Here is a 19709-nt window from a genome sequence, read left to right on the forward strand (position 1 = left end):
GAAGTACTCGAGAAACTTTGCCCGCTTGATCGGCTTGTTCACGATTTCTCCGGTTTCCTGATCGACGTAGTGGACCTGAAAAACCGACTTTGCAATGTCAATCCCAACTGGCGTAAGCTTCACGACGCAGCGCTTCGTCGGCCGCCTTGATGACCGCGCTCACATAGGCGGTGAAGTCGAACTAACGACCTCGCATGCCCGGGATGCAGCAGCTTCACGCCTTATTTTATAAGGCGCAAGAGCTGACCGACGCCGAAATCCTGCCGATGGAAGTCGCCACTGGAGGCGGTCGCGGACTGCGATCGAGGTGTGGAGCGGCTTTGCTATCGACCGAACGTAAGCACACCTTTATTGAATCGACATGTGGCTTCCCGACGGTGGTGACAGATTCAACTCAATGCGGTTTAACGCAGTGGCAATAGATGAAATGCTGGATGCGCCCTGTCGGCGTGACGTGCGCTTCTTCGTCGTGTTCGACCAGCTCGAATGCCGGGCCAAATTCACCGTGTAGAGAATCCGCGTCGTACTGGACTACGGGAAGACCGCTGCACTCAGCGGGTCCGTCAGGAGCAAAGGTGGCGACGATCACGTGACCACCAGGCTTAACCGCCCGCATTACCTGATCAACATACGCGCGGCGGTCGGCCTCGTCTGTGAGGAAGTGAAACACCGCCCGGTCATGCCAGACATCGAAGAACCGCTCTGGCAATGGTGCAGAAGTGACATCAGCTTCGATCCACTGCACGAGCCCGGATTTCTGTCCGAGCCGCTGACGCGCCACGGCCAGCGCTTCACCGGAGAGATCCAGCACGGAAAGGTTGCGGTAGCCGTGAGCGATCAGATCGTCGGTCAACGTCGAAGCACCGCCGCCGACATCGATGATCGCCGCATCCGGTCCGATGCCGATTCGTTGAATCAGACCCAGCGACAGCGTCGCGTGCGGCTGATACCAGCTTACTTCGGTCGACGATTTCGCCGTGTAGATGTGTTCCCAATGAGTCTTCGATTGCATCGCATCTCCCGTGAGTTTGGTTCGCCCGGCCTTAACGCCTGCATACCCTGTATTTTGCGCTCAACTTCAATCCGGTGCTCCGTTTCGATTCGGCCGTTTCGAATAGTTCAGCCCCGCTTTCCTCAAGCGCAAGCGCGATGAATGCCCGCGCTGCCGCGGTTCGATATGCGCCTTTGCGCAGTAGCAACGCAGCGGTTCGCTGCGGCAGCGCCGGCTTAAGGTCCACCAGACACAGTTCGCTGTGTGCGCGCGCGATCGCGGCCGGTAGCAGCGTTGCGAGCGCGCTACGCCGCACGATCTCGATAGCCGCGCTGATCGAATTGACCTCCATCGCAATGCGCGGCGCGACGCCATTCTGTTGGCAATATCGATCGATGTGGTGGCGGGTAGCAAACTCTTCGTTGAGCAGTACGAGCGCTTCGCTTTCGAACTCGCGAAGCGTCAACGCTGCGCGCTTCTTCGCATGTGGATGGGATTTGCCGACCACCATCGCCAGGGCTTCGACGAAAAGAACCTGGGTCTCGACGTCGGGGGAGTGCGTATCGTTGAACGCGATGCCGACATCGAGCTCATCTTCGTTCAACAATGCCTCCATCCGGTCCTGCGGCATTTCGAGAATGCTCGCCGTGATGTTCGGATAGCGACGGTTGTACTTCTCCAGCAACGGGCCGATCAGGTAGGCGGTGAACGTCGGGGTCATGGCAAGGCGCAGCGAGCCGCGGCTCAATTCCTGCACGTCGTGGATCGCCCGCTTTCCAGCCTCCAGGTCTTGCAGCGCACGCTGCGCGTAGCGCACATAGGCCGCGCCGGCGTCGGTCAGCTGGATCGTCCGGCCGGACCGGTCGAGCAACTGCACGCGCAGCGTGTCCTCAAGCTGCCTGATCTGTTGCGACAGCGTCGGCTGCGACACGTGCAGCGCCTCGGCCGCGCGCGTGAAATTGCGGTGTTCCGCGACCGCCAGAAAGTAACGGATGTGCCGGAGCAGCATGGAGTCCCTCCAAACTATTGGTTTTGCCTATAGCACGAATAATAAACCGGTCTTGGACGCTATAACTGGATCGGCGCATTCTTCGTCCATCGGTTCGCAATAACCCCCGTGACTAACCCCGATGGAGCGAAACATGCAAGAAATCATTGACGGCTTCCTGAAGTTCCAGCGCGACGCGTTTCCGCAGCGCTCCGAGCTTTTCAGGCAGCTGGCCACGAGCCAGCACCCGCGCACCTTGTTCATCTCGTGCTCGGACAGCCGGCTCGTACCGGAACTCGTCACGCAGCGCGAACCGGGCGACCTGTTCGTGATCCGTAACGCCGGCAACATCGTGCCGTCGTACGGCCCGGAACCGGGCGGCGTGTCCGCCACGATCGAATACGCGGTCGCGGCGCTCGGTGTCACCGATGTGGTGATCTGCGGTCACTCCGATTGCGGTGCGATGACGGCCATCGCCACCTGCAAGTGCATGGACCACATGCCGGCCGTGCGCAATTGGCTGCACTACGCGGATTCCGCGAAAGTCGTCAACGAGGCGCGCGAGCACAAGAGCGAACGGGACCGGGTCGACTCGATGGTCCGAGAAAACGTGGTGGCCCAGCTTGCCAACATCAAGACTCATCCCTCCGTGCGGCTCGCGCTCGAACAAGGACATCTGGCCCTGCACGGCTGGGTGTACGACATCGAGACCGGCTCGATCGATACGCTCGACGGCACGACGAACCGCTTCGTTTCTCTCGCGGAACATCCGCAAGTTTGTGCAACCCCGGCTCGACTCAACCTCGCTGCCTGAACCACTGCTTTTTAACTTCATTCCATCTCAAGGAGCAAGATCATGACGCAATCTCAATACAGCCAGGCCCCCCGTGAAGTCCTGGCCGACGCGATCATCGACGCGAAGGTCCGCAAGAACCTGACGTTCGAACAGATCAACGAAGGCACTGGCCTCAGCCTCGCGTTCGTCACCGCCGCGCTGCTCGGCCAGCATCCGCTGCCGGCGGACGCCGCCAAGGTCGTGGCCGACAAGCTGGACATGGGCGAAGACGCGGCGCGCCTGCTGCAGACGATTCCGGTGCGCGGCAGCATCCCGGGCGGCGTGCCGACCGATCCGACGATCTACCGGTTCTACGAGATGGTGCAGATTTACGGTTCGACGCTAAAGGCGCTGGTTCATGAGAAGTTCGGCGACGGCGTCATCAGCGCAATCAATTTCAAGCTCGACATCAAGAAAGTCGACGATCCGGAAGGGGGCTCGCGTGCCGTGATCACACTCGACGGAAAGTATTTGCCGACCAAGCCGTTCTGAGGCGGCACAGGAGTCGTTTTTACGGGAACGACTCCCGATATATTGCTTCGGAATACATATTATCCAATTGAAGCCATGAAAGCTTCAGGCGCACTCGCCAAACTCTTTTCCTCGATGGAGAACGAAACCGCTCGCGCGGTAGCGGGCTCCGGCCAGCGCACGCGGTCCATTGAACTCATCGCGCCGCCGCTCATTGAAGCGATTAGCCCCCGGCCCGCTTCGCGTTGTAGCCGTACTTTTTGAGCGCTTCGATGACCCGCTCGCAATGGTCACCCTGCACTTCAATCACACCATCCTTGACTGTTCCACCAGAACCGCAGGCCGTGCGCAACTGCTTGCCTAGCAACGCCAAGGCAGGAGGATCCAGCGCCAGCCCTTTAAGGAGCGTCACGCTCTTCCCGCCCCGGCCTTTGGTCTCGCGAGTCACTCGCACTACGCCATCACCTACCGGTAGTGTCTTGGCGACCGTCTTGCAGACACATTCCGCGAGCGCCTGCCGGCATTCGGGACACATCCGCCCGCCATCGGTGGAATAGACAAGGCCGCCTTTTGGACTACTCTTCATGATTGGCTTACTCAAAGACCCTTAAGTCGGGAATCGGGACGAGTTTAGCAGGTGTGCCTTAGCAGCCGCCTCTGGCCAAGTCCGGTCTCATGCCGAATTTCCGACGTCCAACGACCCAAAGGGGGCGCCGATGACCTCGTCTCGACTGCTTCTCAGGGGAAGATCGGTGTCGTGGGCTCCGCGCCTTCGAGATCGGCCTCCGGAAAATGCTGCGCGACCATCTGCTCGATCTCATGTTCGCGCGATCCAGGCACGTCGGCCATAATCAAGAGCTGGCCGTCACGTATGGCGCCACGAAAGCGCTCGAGTCGTGCATTCGGTTCGTCGACGCCGATCATCGAGGCCGTCCAGGCCCCGAAGCCGGCACCTGCCAACGTCAGTGCTACGACGGCTCCGCCCGCAATTGTGAGCTCCGCGGGAGGAAACACCAGTGCCACGAGGCCGAGAAGCGCGCCGGTCGCACCGCCGAGCGCCACGCCGCGTTCGAGCGAGTGCACGACGTCGCTGCTTTGCAGCAAGGATGCCTCGGGTAACTGTTCGAGTGCGACACTGTGATTCGCGAGGACATGGATATGTCGCCATGTGATCCGCGCCCGCAGCAAGTCGTCTACGATCGCCTTCGCCGTCGTCGAGTCAGGTACGAGGAAATAAAGACGTCTCATGTCGGCTCTCCATCAATCAAGCATTCCCCCAACGGGTCGATGCTGTTTATCGTACGCCTGCCGCAGGCAATCAGGGGGCGTAGGTGACCTGCCCTGGAATTTTCGGACCAGCTGAAACTTGAGAGAATGGCTTCCAACGGAGAATGGAAGTCATGAAGAAGAGCCGGTTTACCGACGAGCAGATGGTCACGATCCTGCGTGAGCGTCGTCCACGCCTAGCCCTGCGACCCAAATTTCCCTTGCGGGCGCACGTCGCACACGTGAACAGACCCTAAACACCCGGCGCCCTCGGGAGACGGCCGCCTCGGCAACCAATGCTGGAGGCGGCCGTTTTGCATTGCATCGCAGCAAATGACTCCTCCATTCGCGCGATCCGTATATGGGGCGCGCTTCCCCCTTGCGCTGCCTTGCACGATGCAGAGGAGAGGACTACCTTTGCTCTATAGACGTGCCGGCGCAGACAGTACCGAAGTACGGCAAGGCGGCACAACGACGCCAGGAGCGTTTTGTTAGCGGCTCCAACGAGTGACACGCAGCGAGGTGGCCTATGTCGCTTGCGATTGCCCTGATCCTGATCATCGTATTGGCGGTGGGGTTTCACTTTGCCAGTCCCTGGTGGATCACGCCGATCGCCTCGAACTGGGTGCGCATGGACGACATGCTGACGATCACGCTCGTCATTACCGGCGCGCTCTTCATCGCGATCAACCTGTTCATCGTGATCGCACTGGTGCGCTACCGCAACCGCAGGGGTCATCGCGCTGCTTACGAGCCGCACAACAAGCGGCTGGAATGGTGGCTGATCGGCCTGACCACTGTCGGCGTGGCAGCGTTGCTGGCACCGGGGCTCTTCGTCTACGCAGACTTCGTACGGCCGCCGCCCAACGTGCTGCAGATGGAAGTGCTCGGCCAGCAATGGCAATGGCGCTTCCGCTTTGCCGGCCCCGGAGGCAAGCTGGGCACGACGGACGTGCGCTACATCAGCAACGACAACCCCTTCGGCCTGAACCCCGGCGACCCCAACGGCCGTGACAACTACCTGATCGAGACGCCCGAGGTACACCTGCCGCTCAACCGGCCGATCCAGGTCTTGACACGGTCGCTCGACGTGCTGCACGACTTCTACGTACCGCCGTTCCGTGCGCGCATGAACATGGTGCCCGGCATGGTGACGACCTTCTGGTTCACGCCGACCAAGGCAGGGCGTTACGACATCATGTGCGCGCAGCTTTGCGGTATCGGGCACTCCAACATGCGCGGCGTGGTGGTGGTGGAAGACGAAGCATCGTTCTCGCACTGGCTGGCGAAGCAGAGCACGTTCGCGCAGCGGCAGCAGGCCAGGGTGCAGGCCGCACCCGCCGCTGCAGGCGGCAGCGCCCAGGCGCTTGCTGACCAGGGCAAGACGCTCGCAGAGGCCAAGGGCTGCTTCGCCTGCCATACCGTGGACGGCAGTCCGCGCGTGGGCCCCACCTGGAAGGGCCTGTACGGCAAGACCGAAACGATGGCCGGCGGCAGCACCGCGAAGGTGGACGAAGCCTATCTGCGCGCCTTCATCCGCGATCCGAAGGCCCGCGTCGTGAAGGGCTTCGCACCCATCATGCCGACCTTCGACCTGAGCGAGCAGGAGCTGACCGCGCTGGTGGCCTACATCGAATCGCAAGGCGGCCCGGCCGCCATCAGCGCAGCCAAACCCTAGCGGAGCAGACGCAATGCCCTACGCGCACACCAACCACGCCCAGCAAAGCTTCTGGACCCGTTATGTCTGGAGCCAGGACCACAAGGTCATCGCCGTGCAGTATTCGCTGACGGCCATCGCCGTCGGCCTGGTCGGCCTTGTGTTGTCGGACCTGATGCGGTTGCAGCTCGGTTTTCCGGGCAAGTTCAGTTTCATCGACGCCAACCACTACTACCAGTTCGTCACCATGCACGGGATGATCATGGTGATCTACCTGCTGACGGCGCTGTTTCTGGGCGGCTTCGGCAACTACCTGATCCCGCTGATGCTGGGCGCCCGCGACATGGTGTTCCCGTTTCTCAACATGCTGAGCTACTGGGTCTACCTGCTGGCCGTGCTGGTGCTGATGGCGAGCTTCTTTGTGCCAGGCGGGCCGACCGGCGCGGGCTGGACGCTGTATCCACCCCAAGCCATCCTGCCGGGCACGCCGGGCGTGGAATGGGGCATCGTGTTGATGCTGGTGTCGCTGGCGATCTTCATCGTCGCGACAACGATGGGCGGCTTGAATTACGTCACCACCACGCTGCAGGCGCGCACGCGCGGCATGACGCTCATGCGCATGCCGCTCACGGTGTGGGGCATCTTCGTGGCGACCATCATGGCGCTGCTGGCGTTTCCGGCGCTGTTCGTGTCGGCGGTGATGATGCTGCTCGACAAGACACTCGGCACCAGCTTCTTCATACCGGCCGTGGTGTCGATGGGGCAGACGCTCAAGCATGCCGGCGGCAGCCCGCTGCTGTTCCAGCACCTGTTCTGGTTCTTCGGGCATCCGGAGGTCTACATCGTCGCGCTGCCGGCCTTTGGCATCGTGTCGGACCTCATCAGCACGCACGCGCGCAAGAGCATCTTCGGCTACAAGATGATGGTGTGGGCCATCATCATCATCGGTGCGTTGAGCTTCGTGGTCTGGGCGCACCACATGTTCGTCGCCGGCATGAATCCGTACTTCGGCTTCTTCTTTGCCACCACCACGCTCATCATCGCCATCCCGACCGCCCTCAAGGTCTACAACTGGGTGCTGACGCTGTGGCGCGGCGATATCCACCTGACCGTGCCCATGCTGTTTGCCATCGGCTTCATCAGCACCTTCGTCCTGGGTGGGCTGACCGGGCTCTACCTCGGCAACGTGAGCGTGGACATTCCGCTGTCGAACACGTACTTCGTGGTGGCGCACTTCCATATGGTGATGGCCGTGTCGCCGATCCTTGTGGTGTTTGGCGGCATGTACCACTGGTATCCGAAGGTGACGGGCCGCATGCTCAACGACACGCTCGGGCGCGTGCACTTCTGGGTTACCTTCCTCGGCACCTATGCGATCTACTTCCCGATGCACTATCTCGGCATCCTGGGCATGCCGCGGCGGTATTACGCGTATGAGGGCTACAGCTTCATTCCACCTTCGGCGCAGAAGCTCAACACCTTCATCACCGTCGTTGCGCTGATCGTTGCGGCGGCGCAGTTGCTGTTCTTGTACAACCTGGCGTGGAGCCTGGTGCGCGGCAAGCGTGCCGACAGCAACCCGTGGCGGGCCACCACGCTGGAATGGCAGACGCCGCAAACGCCGCCAGTGCACGGCAACTGGGGCGCCGCGCCGCCCGTCGTCTACCGCTGGGCGTACGAATACAGCCCGCCGGGGCACAAAGAAGACTTCGTCCCGCAAAACCAGCCGCCTGCGACGGCGCCTGAACCGGCCCACCCGACGCTTCAACCCGGCGAGACACGCGAATGACCACACTGCCCCGCCCCTTCGTTCCTGACGCGCCACCTGTCTTGCCGAATGCGAGCCGCATCGGCCTGATCGTCTTCATGGCGGTGGCAACGACATTGTTTTCACTGCTGCTGTTCGCCTATGCAATGCGCATGCGCGAGCCCGACTGGCAGCCGATCCCGCATCCGTTGCTGCTGTGGTGGAACACCGGCGCGCTGGCGCTGGCAAGCATTGCCATGCAGCGTGCCCGGCAGATGACCTTGCACCGCGCTGCGTGGCTGGTGTCCGGCGGCGTGCTAGCGGCCGTTTTCGTGATCGGACAACTGACCGCCTGGCGCATGCTGTCGGCGGCCGGGCAGACCGTCACCGTCAATCCTTCCAATAGCTTCCTCTACCTGCTCACCGGCCTGCACGGGTTGCATGTGCTGGGCGGGCTGGTGGCCTGGGCGGTGACGATCGCGCGTCTCCAGCGCGGGGACCCCTTCCGAGCCCAGCGCGCCATCGTACTGTGTGCCATCTACTGGCATTTCCTGCTGGCTGTCTGGCTCGTGCTGCTGGCGGCGATGTGGTGGATCACCCCTGAGTTCGTCGCAGCCATCTGCGGGCCGCTGTATGGAGCCGCGCCATGACCACGCCCACGCTCCCCACCGAATCCGCTGCCACCACGCCCACTGACGCCGGACCTGACGGCTGGCGCGGCATCGTCACGGACTGGTCGGCCGACCGCGAAGCCTTCAAGGTGCCGTGGGGCAAGGCGATGATGTGGATCTTCCTGCTGTCGGACACCTTCATCTTCAGCAGCTTCCTGATCGGCTACATGACGGTGCGCATGTCGACCACGGTGCCGTGGCCCGACCCTTCCAAGGTGTTCGCGCTCACTGTGGGCGGCGTGGATGTGCCCTTGCTGCTGATCGCCATCATGACGTTCACCCTGATCAGCAGCAGCGGCACCATGGCGATGGCTGTCAACTTTGGCTACCGGCGCAACGCAAAGCGCGCCGCCGCACTGTTGCTGGCGACCGCGCTGCTGGGCGCGACCTTCGTGTCGATGCAGGCCTTCGAATGGACCAAGCTGATCGTCCATGAAGGTATCCGCCCCTGGGGCAACCCGATGGGCGCGGCGCAGTTTGGCGCGTGCTTCTTCATGATCACCGGGTTCCACGGCTTTCACGTGAGCTGCGGCGTGATCTACCTGCTGCTGATCGCACGCAAGATCCTGCAGCCGGGGTTCACCGAGCACGGCAACTTCCAGATCGTGGAGATTGCCGGCTTGTACTGGCACTTCGTCGACCTGGTGTGGGTGTTCATCTTTGCGCTGTTCTATTTGTGGTGAGGCAGACCATGGATCACACCGATCCCGCCCATCGACCCGACGCCGCGCACGGCCAGCAGCATCCGATCGGCATCTACCTGAAGATCTGGGGCCTGCTGTTCGTACTGAGCACGATGTCGTACATGGTGGATTACTTCCACGTGCAGGGCCTGCTGCGCTGGGCGCTGATCGTCGTGCTCATGATCGCCAAGGCCGGGCTGATCGTGTCGATTTTCATGCACATGATGTGGGAGCGGCTGGCGCTGGTGTACGCCATCCTGATACCGCCCCTGTGCCTGCTGGTGCTGCTGGTGCTGATGGCTGCCGAAGCGCATCACACCTTCGGCATGCGGGAACTCTTCTTCCACTGACCCCTTCGCCGACCGTTCCTCAGGCGACGGCCGTTGCGTCCAGCGCCTGGGTGAAATCAGTCAGCAGGTCGGCTTCGTCTTCAATGCCGACCGAGACGCGCACCAGCGAATCGGCAATGCCCATCGACGCGCGACGCTCGGGGCCCATTTCCCAGTAGATGGTCGGCGCAACCGGAATCACCAGCGTGCGCGTGTCGCCTAGGTGCGTTTACAAAACGACCCGACAAATGCCGGGCCGTTTTTGTTTCCTGGCTCGCTGAAAATCTCAGCGAAAAACACCTTCAAATCAGGCGTGCTTCTCACTGAATTCGTTGAGCGGCACAGGCTGCTTGAGCGGATCGAAGTCGGCCCACCGACCTTGTTGCCAGCGGCCGGTCGCGCGTTCGATCGCCGCGCCTCCCGCATCGCGCAGCACCCGTGCGGCGTCCAACTGGCTGTCCGGCGACACGTGTACGGCCACCAGCACGCCGCATTCACGGGTTTCTTCGTCGCTGGCTTCACGCGTGCGCACCATCGCGCCGACCAATGCACCGACATACGCACTCACCCCGGCCGCGACCAGCGACACGATAAGCGGCGCCGAAAACGCCGCGAAGATCCCGACGCCGACCACGGCGCCAACAGCTGCGCCAATCGTGACGCCTATCTCGGCACCCTTCGGCGCCTCCCTACAGTTTGCGTCGTCGCTGGTATTGCCGCCGGGCTGAAAACGTGCGTGCTGGCCGGGCGGATTGACGAAAAACAGTGTGACGTCCTCCTCGACGAAACCGGCATTGAAGAGCCGTTGCGCCGCGTCTTCAGCGGCGGGGAATGTCGTAAAGCGTGCTGCGACGATGAGTGACATGTCGCCTCCTTCCATCGTTGACTAGCGGTTGCAGACTATGCCGCCCCACCTCACCCGCGCCGAGGCACAGGTGCATGCGGTGGCACGCGCCGGGACTATGCCGTGGTGCCGCGATCGGGTTCCATGCCATCCACTCTGAACAGTCCGCTATGTAACACTACGCCTTTGCCGCCGTTCTGGTCGATCGCTTCCGCGCAAACCGAACGGATACGATTGCGGCCGTTGTCGAAAGCAGCCATTAAGGCGGATTCCAGCGCGGAATGGGCGCCGAAATGATCTTCCAGCGCCTCGGCGGTAATTGCGCAGCCATCTGTTGTGCTTTCGATTTCGCAGGCATTTGATCCTCCACTGCGAGCTAAAAGCTTAATTATCGATCCGCTGACAGGTCTGCCGCGGACAACTCTCCTACCTCTCAGCAACTGACGTGCCTCAAGGGTCTCTTGCACGTACAGTTCATCACGCCACGTCGTCGCCAGAACGCGGATCATCCGTCGGGGTGGCGATAGCCATGCGGCGCTATCAGTCTCACGAGATGGAGGACTAGAATGAATTATCCGAATCAATCGGGAGAGAAATTGTGCAACTTCACATGGATTCCCATCATTTCACACACGGCCAGCCCGACTGGCGGGCAGCCGTGCTGGCAGGCGTCATCGCGGGCGCTGTGTTCCTGGCGTTAGGGGTTATCCTGATGGTACTGACGACGGGCGGAAGTCTGCTGGAGCCCCCACGCATGGTCGCCGCGATCATGCTGGGACGAGGCGCATTGCAATCGCCGCAAGCATTCTCAATTGGCATCGTGCTCGCGGCCTTTGTGGTGCATTTTGCCCTTGCCATCATATTGGCGCTTATCCTCGGTCTGATCATGACGTCATTCAACCTTGACTCGAGCATGGGGATGGCTTCACTGGCGGGTGGCGCTTTCGCTGTAGCCGTTTACCTGATTAATTTCTACGGCATGACACGGTTTTTTCCGTGGTTCGCAGAAGCGCGCAACGGGGCCAGCCTGTTCGTTCACATCGTCTTCGGTATCGTGGCGGCGAACCTGTACATGAGACTGGAGCGCAACACATCCCGCAGGGTCAAGGCGGACGCGGGCGGCCCGTCGTAGTCCGGTGCCGTGCTGATCGACGCGGTCGGGCGCGACTTACTACCAATTGTGCGAATCGTCGACGAGTGTGGCACCGCCTATCTTCGAGAGCTGGCGCGGCGAGTTATGCCCGCGACAGACGCCGACTACGTGATCTCGACCGTGCACCGCGCCAAGGGGCTGCAACGGAAACGGGTGAAGGTAGCCAACGATTTAGTGTCGGTATCGTCCGAGGAGGCGTCCATCGATGGCAATCGAAGTCAAGGATCCCAACTACGAGCTCGGCGAGAAAGCGACATATGTCACCGTCAACGGCGTCAAGTATGCGGTCGTGCGCGCGGACGCCTGGTTCGACCAGATCGGGTCCGGGAACGCCCCTGCGCCGTGTGGCAAATCGCTGTCGGTTCCGCTGGGGGACGTAATCAAGGGCAGTGGAAAATTTTACGGCGTGAAAACTGTCAAGCTCGCCCTCAACCCGGTCCATCCGGCCTATCACGCAGCGGTGCACAGGGCGACTTACTACCCTGCAGATCAGGTGACGTTCACGGCCGTCTCCAGGAAGAGGCTGCGCCCTAGCAGTTCGGCGCATAGCAAAACCGGCCGTGTCGAGCGTGGCAAGGTCGGCGTGGGCGGCATCCGTACCAAGTCGCACGGCTGACGACGCGCGGGTCGAGTCGCAACCTCTCCAGTTCGAGGAACTAGCGGGACGCGTCCCGCATTTCTTTGGTCGCCCTCGCCTTGCCCTTCCGCCAGCTTAGGAAGTTAGTCACCGCAGCCACGATGAACGTGACGATAGTGGAGGCCGACGACGCAATGAGTGTCTTTTCCTCAGTATCTAGCGAAGGCGTTGTCGGTTGGTATTGGGAAGCGGATGAGAATGGGACTGCCGGGGCGCTTCCCGACAAGGCTTGTGATGCGCTTTTCAACTGCACGACGGTTACTTGCGGCAGCTGGTTCGCCGACATGTAACGCACGAAAAGGGCGGCTGTTATGCAAAAAAAGCCCACAAAGAGACCAAGGAATAACCGACAAAACAGCTCGACCCTAGTGGAGTTTGCCACGCCTGCCTCCGTCTTCGTCGACGGTTGCCGCACCCTTATATTGCGCCAGAATCTCGCGGTCCGCGAGTCGACGCTGGAAGGCGATGCGAACCTCTTTCTCCCTGTCCGCAGGCGCGATCTACGTGGCTTGCGAATACTTCGAAATTCGCTGCTGCGTTGGCACCGGTGCACTGAACTGTTCCCCAGCCACGTTGCCTGATTTTCGCGATCCTCGCTGAATTGCCCCGTCCGGCACCGAGCAGGCGGCGCTGCGGTTTATATAACCCGGTGTCGGAAGAAACTATGAGTGGATCACCATGCGAAAACTCACCCCCGCCGGCCAGCAATTGATAGAAGAAGTAGCCCAGCGACATGGGTTCAGCACGGATGCCGTGATGAGCATGCTGGAGTCTGTGATCCAGTCGCAGAGCCAGGGTACTCAGCAACAGGGCAACGACGGCGGCGGCCAGCAACAACAGCAGAGCGCTGGTTACGGTGGCAGCAACCAGCAGGAGACTGCAGCCGGACCGGTCGGACCGGTGAGTCTGTTCGTTCCGCCGGCCCCCGGCGCCTCTGGCGCCTGGCGATCGAAGTGAACGGCAAGGTGACGGTTTACGATACGCTCGATCACCAGATCAGCGGCTTCTCACAAAAGTACTCGGTTTTCGGGTGTCTTTTTACCCTTCCCGAGTTGCCGGCAAGCCAATACGGCGCGATCTGAAGGGTTGATTTTTAGAACGCCGCATTCAGCACGCGTTTTCACACACCCTCGACCGTACTCTGCCGGTCGGGGATCGCGACTCTACGGTCCGTCCAACGCCCACGGACAGGTTGAACGCCTCAATGTGATTGCATCAGGACGCTTGACGAACTTCTTTGGCCGACCCACTTCCGGTATTCGACGAAGATCTGGTGATCCGCACACCATTGGCCAATCGAAAAGCACCTGGCACGTTTGCCATGGCAACGTCCCAGGCTCAGAGGGCGAATTCCGCAGGGTGCGGAATATTCAGCCCTCCGACCACGACACAATCGCGCCAGCTGGCCCGGACAACCTGAGTCGTTCCCGGTAGGTGCCCCAGCCGTCTTTCAGTGCGCGCCCGCGGCCGCGTCACTCGAACCGCCAGCCTTGCCAGGCCTCGTGATCCAGATGAGCGGGATAATGATAATCATGATGATCGCAGCGCCGTAGAACACGTCATTCAGCCCTAACATGGCGGCCTGCGACTGCACTGTATGATCGAACAACGCATACGATGCTTGCTGGCCCAGGCCAAGCACCGAATGGTAGGTGTTCATCTGCGCATTGAAGATCGGGTTGGTCGGACTCGACTGCTGCGTCAGGATTTCATGGTGCATGATCGTTCGGTTGTTCCACACGACGCCCGCCAGCGAGGTGCCGATGCCGCCAAAGAACATGCGTCCGAAGGTGGACAGGCCTGCGGCGGCTGGCACCTTTTCGGGCGGTTGCCCTGACAGGATGATCACGGTCAGCGGCGCGAAGAACAGCGCCATCGGAATACCCTGCAGCAGGGTCGGCAGGATAATGTACCCTTCGCTGAGATCCGTGTAGAAATACGAGCGCATGTAGTAGACGATCGCGAAGCCGATAAACGCAAACGTGCCGATGATGCGCGCATCGGAACGCGGCAGGATCTTACCCATGATCGGTGCGCCGATCACCGCGAAGATGCCCAGCGGCGCCGTCGCGAGCCCCGCATCAACAGCCCGATAACCCAGGTACTCTTGCATCCACTGCGGAAGCAATACCAGCGTTCCGAAGAAGATGCCATACGCGACAGCAATCGAAACCGTGCCTCCAAGAAAGTTGCGCTGCTTGAAGAGGGTAAGGTCGACGATAGGGTTTTTCTCCGTTAGCTCCCAGACAATGAAGAGCGCAAGGCCCACTGCTGCAACGATAGTCAGAATGATGATCGTGTTCGAAGAGAACCAGTCAAGGTCCTTGCCCTTGTCCAGCATCACCTGGAGCGACGCTACCCAGACGATCAGCAGCAGCAGCCCGACAACGTCGATTGGCAGCTTTTTGGCCGGTGTATCGCGCTTGCGATAGAGAATCCAGACCATCGCGGCAGCGAACAGCCCGACCGGAATGTTGATATAGAAGATCCATGACCAGCTGTAGCTGTCCGTCACCCAACCGCCGAGCGCCGGCCCCACAATCGGCCCCGTCACCACAATCATTGAGAATAGCGAGAGTGCCAGCGAGGATTTCGCCTTTGGCCACGAACTGAGCAGCAGTGCCTGGGACATCGGAATCAGCGGTCCGGCCACGGCTCCCTGCAGCACGCGTGCAAGAAGCAGGATCGGCAGTGTGGGCGCAATGCCGCACAACCACGACGCGAATACAAACAGCAGGATTGAACCGACGAACAGGCGAACCTGACCCAGCCGCTGGGTCAACCAGCCGGTCAACGGAATCGCGATTGCATTCGCAGCAGCAAATACAGTGATAACCCACGTGCCTTCATCGACCGATACGCCCAGGTTTCCCGAGATGGTCGGAATAGCAACGTTGGCGATCGATGAATCAAGCACTGTCATGAAGCCCGCGAGGCCCACGCTAAGCGAGCCCAAGGCGAGTGTCGCCCCCGTAAGCGGGGGGTGATTCGGATGGTTGGTGGTCATGGTGAAGGTCTGGCGATTGTGTGTCTGGCGATAGGGGCACGGCGGGGGGCGCAGCGTCTTTCACATGCCCCCGACCAGTGGGGGACGATCATTCGTTTTCGGCAATGATGTGTGCGATCGCAGCATCCGCGTCGTCGCCATACTTTGCGAATACGTCAGTCTTGTAGGTCGAGGGAGATCCCGTACCGAGCTGCGCGCCATTGGGGTCCTTGACGTCGACATCCACGTTCATTGAGAGACCCACGCGTAGCGGATGCTTTTCCAGTTCCGCGGGTGGAATCTCGATGCGCACCGGCAGCCGCTGCACCACCTTGATCCAGTTACCGGTCGCGTTCTGCGCCGGCAACAGCGCCAGTGCCGATCCCGTGCCCGGCGTAAAGCCCACCACCTTGCCGTGATAGACGACGGTGGAACCGTAGACGTCGGCGGTCAGCTCAACGGGTTGTCCAACCCGGATGTGACGAAGCTGCCACTCCTTGAAGTTCGCATCGACCCACACCTGTTCGAGTGGAACCACGGACATCAGCGGCGTGCCGGGAGACACGCGCTGCCCGACCTGAACCGTACGCTGCGCGATATACCCGGTCACCGGCGCCGGCAACGTGGTGCGCGCATAAGCCAGGTATGCGTCGCGAACGTGGGCGGCGCTTGCCAGTACGTCCGGGTGGTTCTCGACCGACGTGTTGGCGGTCAACGCGCGATTGGCGCCAAGCTGCTGGCGGGCCGCGTCGAGCGCAGCCTGAGCCGACTTGACGGCGTCGCGTGCATGCGAGATTTCTTCGTTCGACACCGCCCCCGTCATGCCGGTGGAAAGCCGGCGCTGCAGATCGTCCTGTGCCTTCGAAAGATCCGACTGGCGTTGCGCGATTTCCGCACGATATTTGTCATCGTCGACATACAGACCATGTGTCTGGCGCACGGTCTGCCCCAGATTGGCCTCCGCCTGTTGCAGCGCGATCTTTGCATCGGCCGGATCGATCTGGACGACCGGTTCGCCCTTCTTCACGACCTGCGTGTTGTCCGCATTGACTGCGATCACGGTGCCCGTAACCTGAGGCGTGATTTGAACGACGTTGCCGTTGACGTATGCATCGTCGGTGTCCACATGGAAACGAGCATCAAGGAAATAGTAGGCACCATACGCAGCGCCTCCGATCCCAAGGGCAGCGACAATCAGCGCAAGCAGCGCTTTGCGTTTTCCGGGTTGCTTCGCCGGCTCGTTAACCGACTGTGACTGAGGGGTATTCATCGATAGCTCCAACAAGGTTTGAGGTTCGCCGTCCTGCAGCTACGCCCGACGGCCGATTGGGTCGTTCAGTGAGTTGTGGTGCCGTTGGACGGCGCGGGAATCGGTGTCTCTGCAGTCGCGAGGCCTGCGCGCGAGGCATCGAATCCACCGCCTAGTGCCTTGATCAGCCCGACCTGCATACTGCGGCGGTCCATCTCGAGGTTGACGACGGCTGTTTCGGCTGCCAGCCGGTTATCGTCCGCGTTCAACACCTGCAGTTGCTGGTTCAAACCCGCCTTGTATCGAACGATTGCGAGTTGATACGCTTTGGTCTGCGCATCTAGTGCCTGCTGCGCATCGACCAGTTGACGGTCGGCTGAGTGGATCTGCGTGACTTGCGTGGCAACGTCGGATAACGCGTTGATCAACGTCTGGTTGTACGTTGCGACGTCGTAATCGAAGTCCGCATAGCGGCCCTTCAGTTGGGAGCGCAAAGCACCGGCATCGAAGATAGGAAGATGAATCGCGGGTCCCGCCTGAAGTTGACCGCTTCCGGCCGTAAGGAATCGCCCCCAGCCAAACGCGTCCAGTCCTGCTGCTGCGGAAAGATTGACGTCCGGAAAGAACTCGGCCTTCTTTTCCTTCACATCGTGGATTGCTGCATCCACCTGCCAGTAGGCCGAAACGATATCCGGGCGCCGCGAAATCAGGTCGGCGGGCAGGTTGTCGGGAAGCGCGACACTGGCACCCTCTCCAAGCGATGGATTGGCGATCTTGAGGCCACGGTCCGGTCCTTCACCAAGCAGGGCACCCAACTGGTAGCGTACGGTCGTGATCTGTCCGTCGAGGTCGCTGACGCTGGAACGGCTCGTCGCGGTCTCGCCATATGCGGTCTGCCGCTCCACGTTGGTATCGAGTCCCGCGCCAACGCGCCCATCCGTGATTCGCCCGATATCCTCGCGATTCTTCACTTCGCGGACCTCGATATCACGCAACGCATAGAGCTGCGCAAGATGGTTGTAGGTGCTTGCCACGGAAGCGGCGAGAGAGATGCGCACCTCCTCGGCTTCGGCGTCGGCGACCTTCTCCTGCGAGATGGACTGACGAAGCCGCTCGCGATTCTTGCCCCACAGGTCGAGGTCAAACGAAGCACTGGCGAGCACGTTGTTCTCGCTCTGCCAGGTGCCGTTGATCGGCGGTGGAGCAGACCCATTGCCGCTATAGAGCTCGCGCGTCCACGAATAGCTTCCCGTCACATTTGGATAGAGTGCGGAATTGGCCGTGCCGACCGAGGAAGACGCTTTCTCAATGCGTGCACGTGCCTGATCGATCGTTGGATTGCCTGCCAGCGCCTCGTCGATCAGCTTGGGCAGTTGTGGATCGCCGAATTGTTTAGCCCAATCCATTGCTGGCCACTGTCCGCCCTCGGCGGGCAAACTCTGCTTCGTCTCGAACTTTGCGGGAGGCGCAATCTGCTTGTCGCTCTTGATGCCGGCGTAGTTGACGCATCCGGCCAGGCCGAGCGCCGCTACCGCCGCGGCTATCGAGGCCACCCATGCGCTCGCTCGCAGCTGGGGTCGGTGGTGATTCATCATGGTTTCGATTTTCCTTTGGCTCATCTGGGGAATATGTCTTCGTACGGCTCACAGTGCATATGCACACAATAGTGTTCAGGTGTTCACGCATCAATGCGCGGAAGTGAATCAGTTTGTTGCTTTGTGGTTACCTTTCGGACAGATCGCTCGTCATGCGGAACAGTTCGTTACGCAGATGAGCTGCCTGCTGCTGCCCAAAGCTATGTTCGAAGCTGGCCTGCGCAGTTGCCCAGTGAGCAGCCGCTTCGTCAAGCTTCGCAAACCCTCTCCTGGTGAGTACGACGCGCAGTCGCCGATTGCTTTGCCCTTCAGGAGGGGTAGCCACCAGTCCACGCCGGAGCAAGGGTTTAAGCAGCCGGACGAGAGTCGTTCTGTCCATCACCATCGCCTTGGCCAGTTCAGCCATAGTCAGATTCGGGCAACGACCCAGGGTCCTGAGAATGCTGAACTGCGTGGGCGTGATGCCCACCTCGGACAGATGACGCTCGTAAAGCTTCGAAATGTGTCGAGAGGCCTGGCGAAGGGCGAAACAGTCGTCTTCCTGAAGATCATTTGAGTGCATACGCACACATTAATGCAACGGCCGTCAGGAAGCGATGCGGGCCGGGTTATCAGCTTGTTGTCATTTCTCGCACCAATTGCCCGAGGGACATCGGGAATTCCGACCGGACTAGCGCGATGTCGCCAGCGCCGTGAAAAAGGCGGCCGCATAGTCGATAAACGCGCGCACCTTGGCAGGTAGCAGTGTCCGGTTGCCGTAAGCTAGCTGGATTTCGATGCTGTCATCGACAAGCTGCAAATCGCTGAACAGGCGGACGAGCTTTCCCGAGGCCAATTCGTTCTCCACAAGCGCTACGGGCGCGACACCGATTCCGAAACCCTGCAGCACCATTTCCAGGTTGAAGGCGGGGCTGTTCGACGAAACATCGAAACGAAGCGGAACGCTCAGCTCGTTCTCGCCAATCCGGAAGCCGATGCTGGGGCGGCGAATGGACGGCGAAATCGGTACAAAAAGATGATCGGCCAGTTCCGATGGATGTCCCGGCGTTGACGACGCCTGCAGATACTGCGGCGTCGCGACGATGACAACCGGAATTCGTTCGAGCAGACGCACGACCGTCGTTTCGCTCGTCAGCATGTACGGAACGACGATGCCAAGGTCGTACCCGTCGGCAACCAGGTCGACGGGCCGCTCCGTCAGCGTCACGTCGAGCGTGACCTTCGGATGCGCTCGCTTGAATCCGGCGATCAAGGGAACAAGCCGGCTTACCGTCGCCGTCGTGTGGGCGACAAGGCGCAAGACGCCGCGCGCTTCCCGTGTCTGGTTTGCTACGTCTGCTTCGAGTGCATCCAGATCATCCAGGATGCGCACGCAGCCTTCGTAGAATCGTTCCGCGGCTTCGGTGAGTGAGACCTGTCGAGTAGTGCGGTTTAACAGCCGGCATCCCATCCGCTCTTCCAGCCCCGCTATTGCCCGCGACACCGCTGGCCGGGCCAGTCCATGAATATCCGCCGCTCGGGTGAAACTCTTCAATTCGACCACCGACCGGAAAACGCGCAGGCTTTCGACATATTCCATGGTGAGATCTCTTCGACGAACCGGAACA

The 19709-nt window shown here is 60.9% G+C and carries 23 protein-coding genes and 3 pseudogenes; 12 read left to right on the forward strand and 14 right to left on the reverse strand.

What is annotated here, in order from left to right:
• The 3 genes and pseudogenes from GNZ13_RS19330 to cynR form a co-directional block, all read right to left on the reverse strand.
• Nucleotides 1-123: pseudogene (locus tag GNZ13_RS19330) on the reverse strand (IS110 family transposase); the annotation flags it as partial.
• Nucleotides 124-394: 271 nt separating this feature from the next.
• Nucleotides 395-1012, reverse strand: a complete 618-nt coding sequence (locus GNZ13_RS19335; protein ID WP_172167219.1) for a class I SAM-dependent methyltransferase — start codon at nt 1010-1012, stop codon at nt 395-397.
• Nucleotides 1013-1043: 31 nt separating this feature from the next.
• Nucleotides 1044-2000, reverse strand: a complete 957-nt coding sequence (cynR, locus tag GNZ13_RS19340) for a transcriptional regulator CynR (protein WP_172167221.1) — start codon at nt 1998-2000, stop codon at nt 1044-1046.
• Between the two features lie 133 nt (nt 2001-2133).
• Between cynR and GNZ13_RS19345 the strand changes: the two genes are divergently transcribed.
• Both GNZ13_RS19345 and cynS read left to right on the forward strand, forming a co-directional pair.
• A complete protein-coding gene (locus GNZ13_RS19345; RefSeq protein WP_172167223.1) occupies nt 2134-2793 on the forward strand; it encodes a carbonic anhydrase in 660 nt (219 codons plus the stop codon).
• 42 nt (nt 2794-2835) lie between these two features.
• The gene (cynS, locus tag GNZ13_RS19350) at nt 2836-3306 is read left to right on the forward strand and encodes a cyanase (RefSeq protein WP_172167225.1); all 471 of its coding nucleotides are present in this window, start codon (nt 2836-2838) and stop codon (nt 3304-3306) included.
• A 202-nt stretch (nt 3307-3508) separates the two neighbouring features.
• Here the strand turns inward: cynS and GNZ13_RS19355 are convergent, their stop codons facing one another.
• Nucleotides 3509-3871: a translation initiation factor Sui1 gene (locus GNZ13_RS19355; protein WP_172167226.1), complete on the reverse strand. Its 363-nt coding sequence runs from the start codon at nt 3869-3871 to the stop codon at nt 3509-3511.
• A gap of 152 nt (nt 3872-4023) precedes the next feature.
• Complete coding sequence (locus GNZ13_RS19360) at nt 4024-4533, reverse strand: DUF1269 domain-containing protein (RefSeq protein WP_172167228.1); 510 nt, start codon at nt 4531-4533, stop codon at nt 4024-4026.
• Between the two features lie 547 nt (nt 4534-5080).
• Here GNZ13_RS19360 and GNZ13_RS19365 point away from each other — a divergent pair.
• From GNZ13_RS19365 to GNZ13_RS19385, 5 genes are read left to right on the forward strand one after another with little or no spacing between them, the layout of a single operon-like run.
• Nucleotides 5081-6229 carry a cytochrome c oxidase subunit II gene (locus tag GNZ13_RS19365; RefSeq protein WP_172167230.1) on the forward strand — a complete coding sequence of 383 codons (1149 nt, stop codon included), beginning with the start codon at nt 5081-5083 and terminating at the stop codon, nt 6227-6229.
• Between the two features lie 13 nt (nt 6230-6242).
• A complete protein-coding gene (gene ctaD, locus GNZ13_RS19370; protein ID WP_172167232.1) occupies nt 6243-7997 on the forward strand; it encodes a cytochrome c oxidase subunit I in 1755 nt (584 codons plus the stop codon).
• Nucleotides 7994-8605: a cytochrome c oxidase subunit 3 gene (locus tag GNZ13_RS19375; RefSeq protein WP_172167233.1), complete on the forward strand. Its 612-nt coding sequence runs from the start codon at nt 7994-7996 to the stop codon at nt 8603-8605. The genes ctaD and GNZ13_RS19375 overlap by 4 nt, the downstream gene beginning before the upstream one ends.
• Nucleotides 8602-9309 carry a heme-copper oxidase subunit III family protein gene (locus tag GNZ13_RS19380; protein WP_172167235.1) on the forward strand — a complete coding sequence of 236 codons (708 nt, stop codon included), beginning with the start codon at nt 8602-8604 and terminating at the stop codon, nt 9307-9309. Before GNZ13_RS19375 ends, GNZ13_RS19380 begins: the two co-directional genes overlap by 4 nt.
• A gap of 8 nt (nt 9310-9317) precedes the next feature.
• A complete protein-coding gene (locus tag GNZ13_RS19385; protein ID WP_172167237.1) occupies nt 9318-9659 on the forward strand; it encodes a cytochrome C oxidase subunit IV family protein in 342 nt (113 codons plus the stop codon).
• A gap of 19 nt (nt 9660-9678) precedes the next feature.
• Here the strand turns inward: GNZ13_RS19385 and GNZ13_RS19390 are convergent.
• The 3 genes and pseudogenes from GNZ13_RS19390 to GNZ13_RS19400 form a co-directional block, all read right to left on the reverse strand.
• Nucleotides 9679-9867: pseudogene (locus GNZ13_RS19390) on the reverse strand (PLP-dependent transferase); the annotation flags it as partial.
• Nucleotides 9868-9945: 78 nt separating this feature from the next.
• On the reverse strand, nt 9946-10503 hold the full coding sequence (locus tag GNZ13_RS19395; protein WP_172167238.1) for a hypothetical protein: 558 nt from the start codon (nt 10501-10503) through the stop codon (nt 9946-9948).
• A gap of 95 nt (nt 10504-10598) precedes the next feature.
• The gene (locus GNZ13_RS19400) at nt 10599-10991 is read right to left on the reverse strand and encodes a DUF1488 family protein (RefSeq protein ID WP_236002086.1); all 393 of its coding nucleotides are present in this window, start codon (nt 10989-10991) and stop codon (nt 10599-10601) included.
• A 101-nt stretch (nt 10992-11092) separates the two neighbouring features.
• On the opposite strand from GNZ13_RS19400, the gene GNZ13_RS19405 reads away from it, so the two are divergent.
• The 5 genes from GNZ13_RS19405 to GNZ13_RS53500 all read left to right on the forward strand — a co-directional run bounded on the left by GNZ13_RS19405 (nt 11093) and on the right by GNZ13_RS53500 (nt 13354).
• Nucleotides 11093-11614, forward strand: a complete 522-nt coding sequence (locus GNZ13_RS19405; RefSeq protein ID WP_216674929.1) for a hypothetical protein — start codon at nt 11093-11095, stop codon at nt 11612-11614.
• 226 nt (nt 11615-11840) lie between these two features.
• On the forward strand, nt 11841-12251 hold the full coding sequence (locus tag GNZ13_RS19410; protein WP_172167242.1) for a hypothetical protein: 411 nt from the start codon (nt 11841-11843) through the stop codon (nt 12249-12251).
• 122 nt (nt 12252-12373) lie between these two features.
• Nucleotides 12374-12562, forward strand: a complete 189-nt coding sequence (locus tag GNZ13_RS19415) for a hypothetical protein (protein ID WP_172167244.1) — start codon at nt 12374-12376, stop codon at nt 12560-12562.
• 388 nt (nt 12563-12950) lie between these two features.
• The gene (locus GNZ13_RS19420; RefSeq protein WP_236002087.1) at nt 12951-13229 is read left to right on the forward strand and encodes a hypothetical protein; all 279 of its coding nucleotides are present in this window, start codon (nt 12951-12953) and stop codon (nt 13227-13229) included.
• The gene (locus GNZ13_RS53500; protein ID WP_268959170.1) at nt 13226-13354 is read left to right on the forward strand and encodes a hypothetical protein; all 129 of its coding nucleotides are present in this window, start codon (nt 13226-13228) and stop codon (nt 13352-13354) included. The genes GNZ13_RS19420 and GNZ13_RS53500 overlap by 4 nt, the downstream gene beginning before the upstream one ends.
• A gap of 368 nt (nt 13355-13722) precedes the next feature.
• Here GNZ13_RS53500 and GNZ13_RS19425 read toward each other — a convergent pair whose 3' ends face one another.
• From GNZ13_RS19425 to GNZ13_RS19445, 6 genes and pseudogenes are all read right to left on the reverse strand, one after another.
• Nucleotides 13723-15279 (reverse strand): DHA2 family efflux MFS transporter permease subunit, encoded by a 1557-nt coding sequence (locus tag GNZ13_RS19425; protein ID WP_172167246.1) that lies wholly within the window; start codon nt 15277-15279, stop codon nt 13723-13725.
• Between the two features lie 88 nt (nt 15280-15367).
• Nucleotides 15368-16528: an HlyD family efflux transporter periplasmic adaptor subunit gene (locus tag GNZ13_RS19430; protein WP_172167248.1), complete on the reverse strand. Its 1161-nt coding sequence runs from the start codon at nt 16526-16528 to the stop codon at nt 15368-15370.
• Between the two features lie 65 nt (nt 16529-16593).
• Nucleotides 16594-18099 carry an efflux transporter outer membrane subunit gene (locus tag GNZ13_RS19435; RefSeq protein ID WP_172167270.1) on the reverse strand — a complete coding sequence of 502 codons (1506 nt, stop codon included), beginning with the start codon at nt 18097-18099 and terminating at the stop codon, nt 16594-16596.
• A 130-nt stretch (nt 18100-18229) separates the two neighbouring features.
• Nucleotides 18230-18508, reverse strand: coding sequence for a hypothetical protein (locus GNZ13_RS54310; protein WP_407945647.1), 279 nt, complete (start codon nt 18506-18508; stop codon nt 18230-18232).
• Nucleotides 18509-18514: 6 nt separating this feature from the next.
• A pseudogene (locus GNZ13_RS54315) lies at nt 18515-18607 on the reverse strand (MarR family winged helix-turn-helix transcriptional regulator); the annotation flags it as partial.
• A gap of 165 nt (nt 18608-18772) precedes the next feature.
• Nucleotides 18773-19681 (reverse strand): LysR family transcriptional regulator, encoded by a 909-nt coding sequence (locus tag GNZ13_RS19445; protein WP_172167251.1) that lies wholly within the window; start codon nt 19679-19681, stop codon nt 18773-18775.
• Between the last annotated feature and the right edge of the window lie 28 nt (nt 19682-19709).

This window comes from Paraburkholderia elongata, from assembly GCF_013177735.1.
Classification (GTDB): Bacteria; Pseudomonadota; Gammaproteobacteria; order Burkholderiales; family Burkholderiaceae; genus Paraburkholderia; species Paraburkholderia elongata.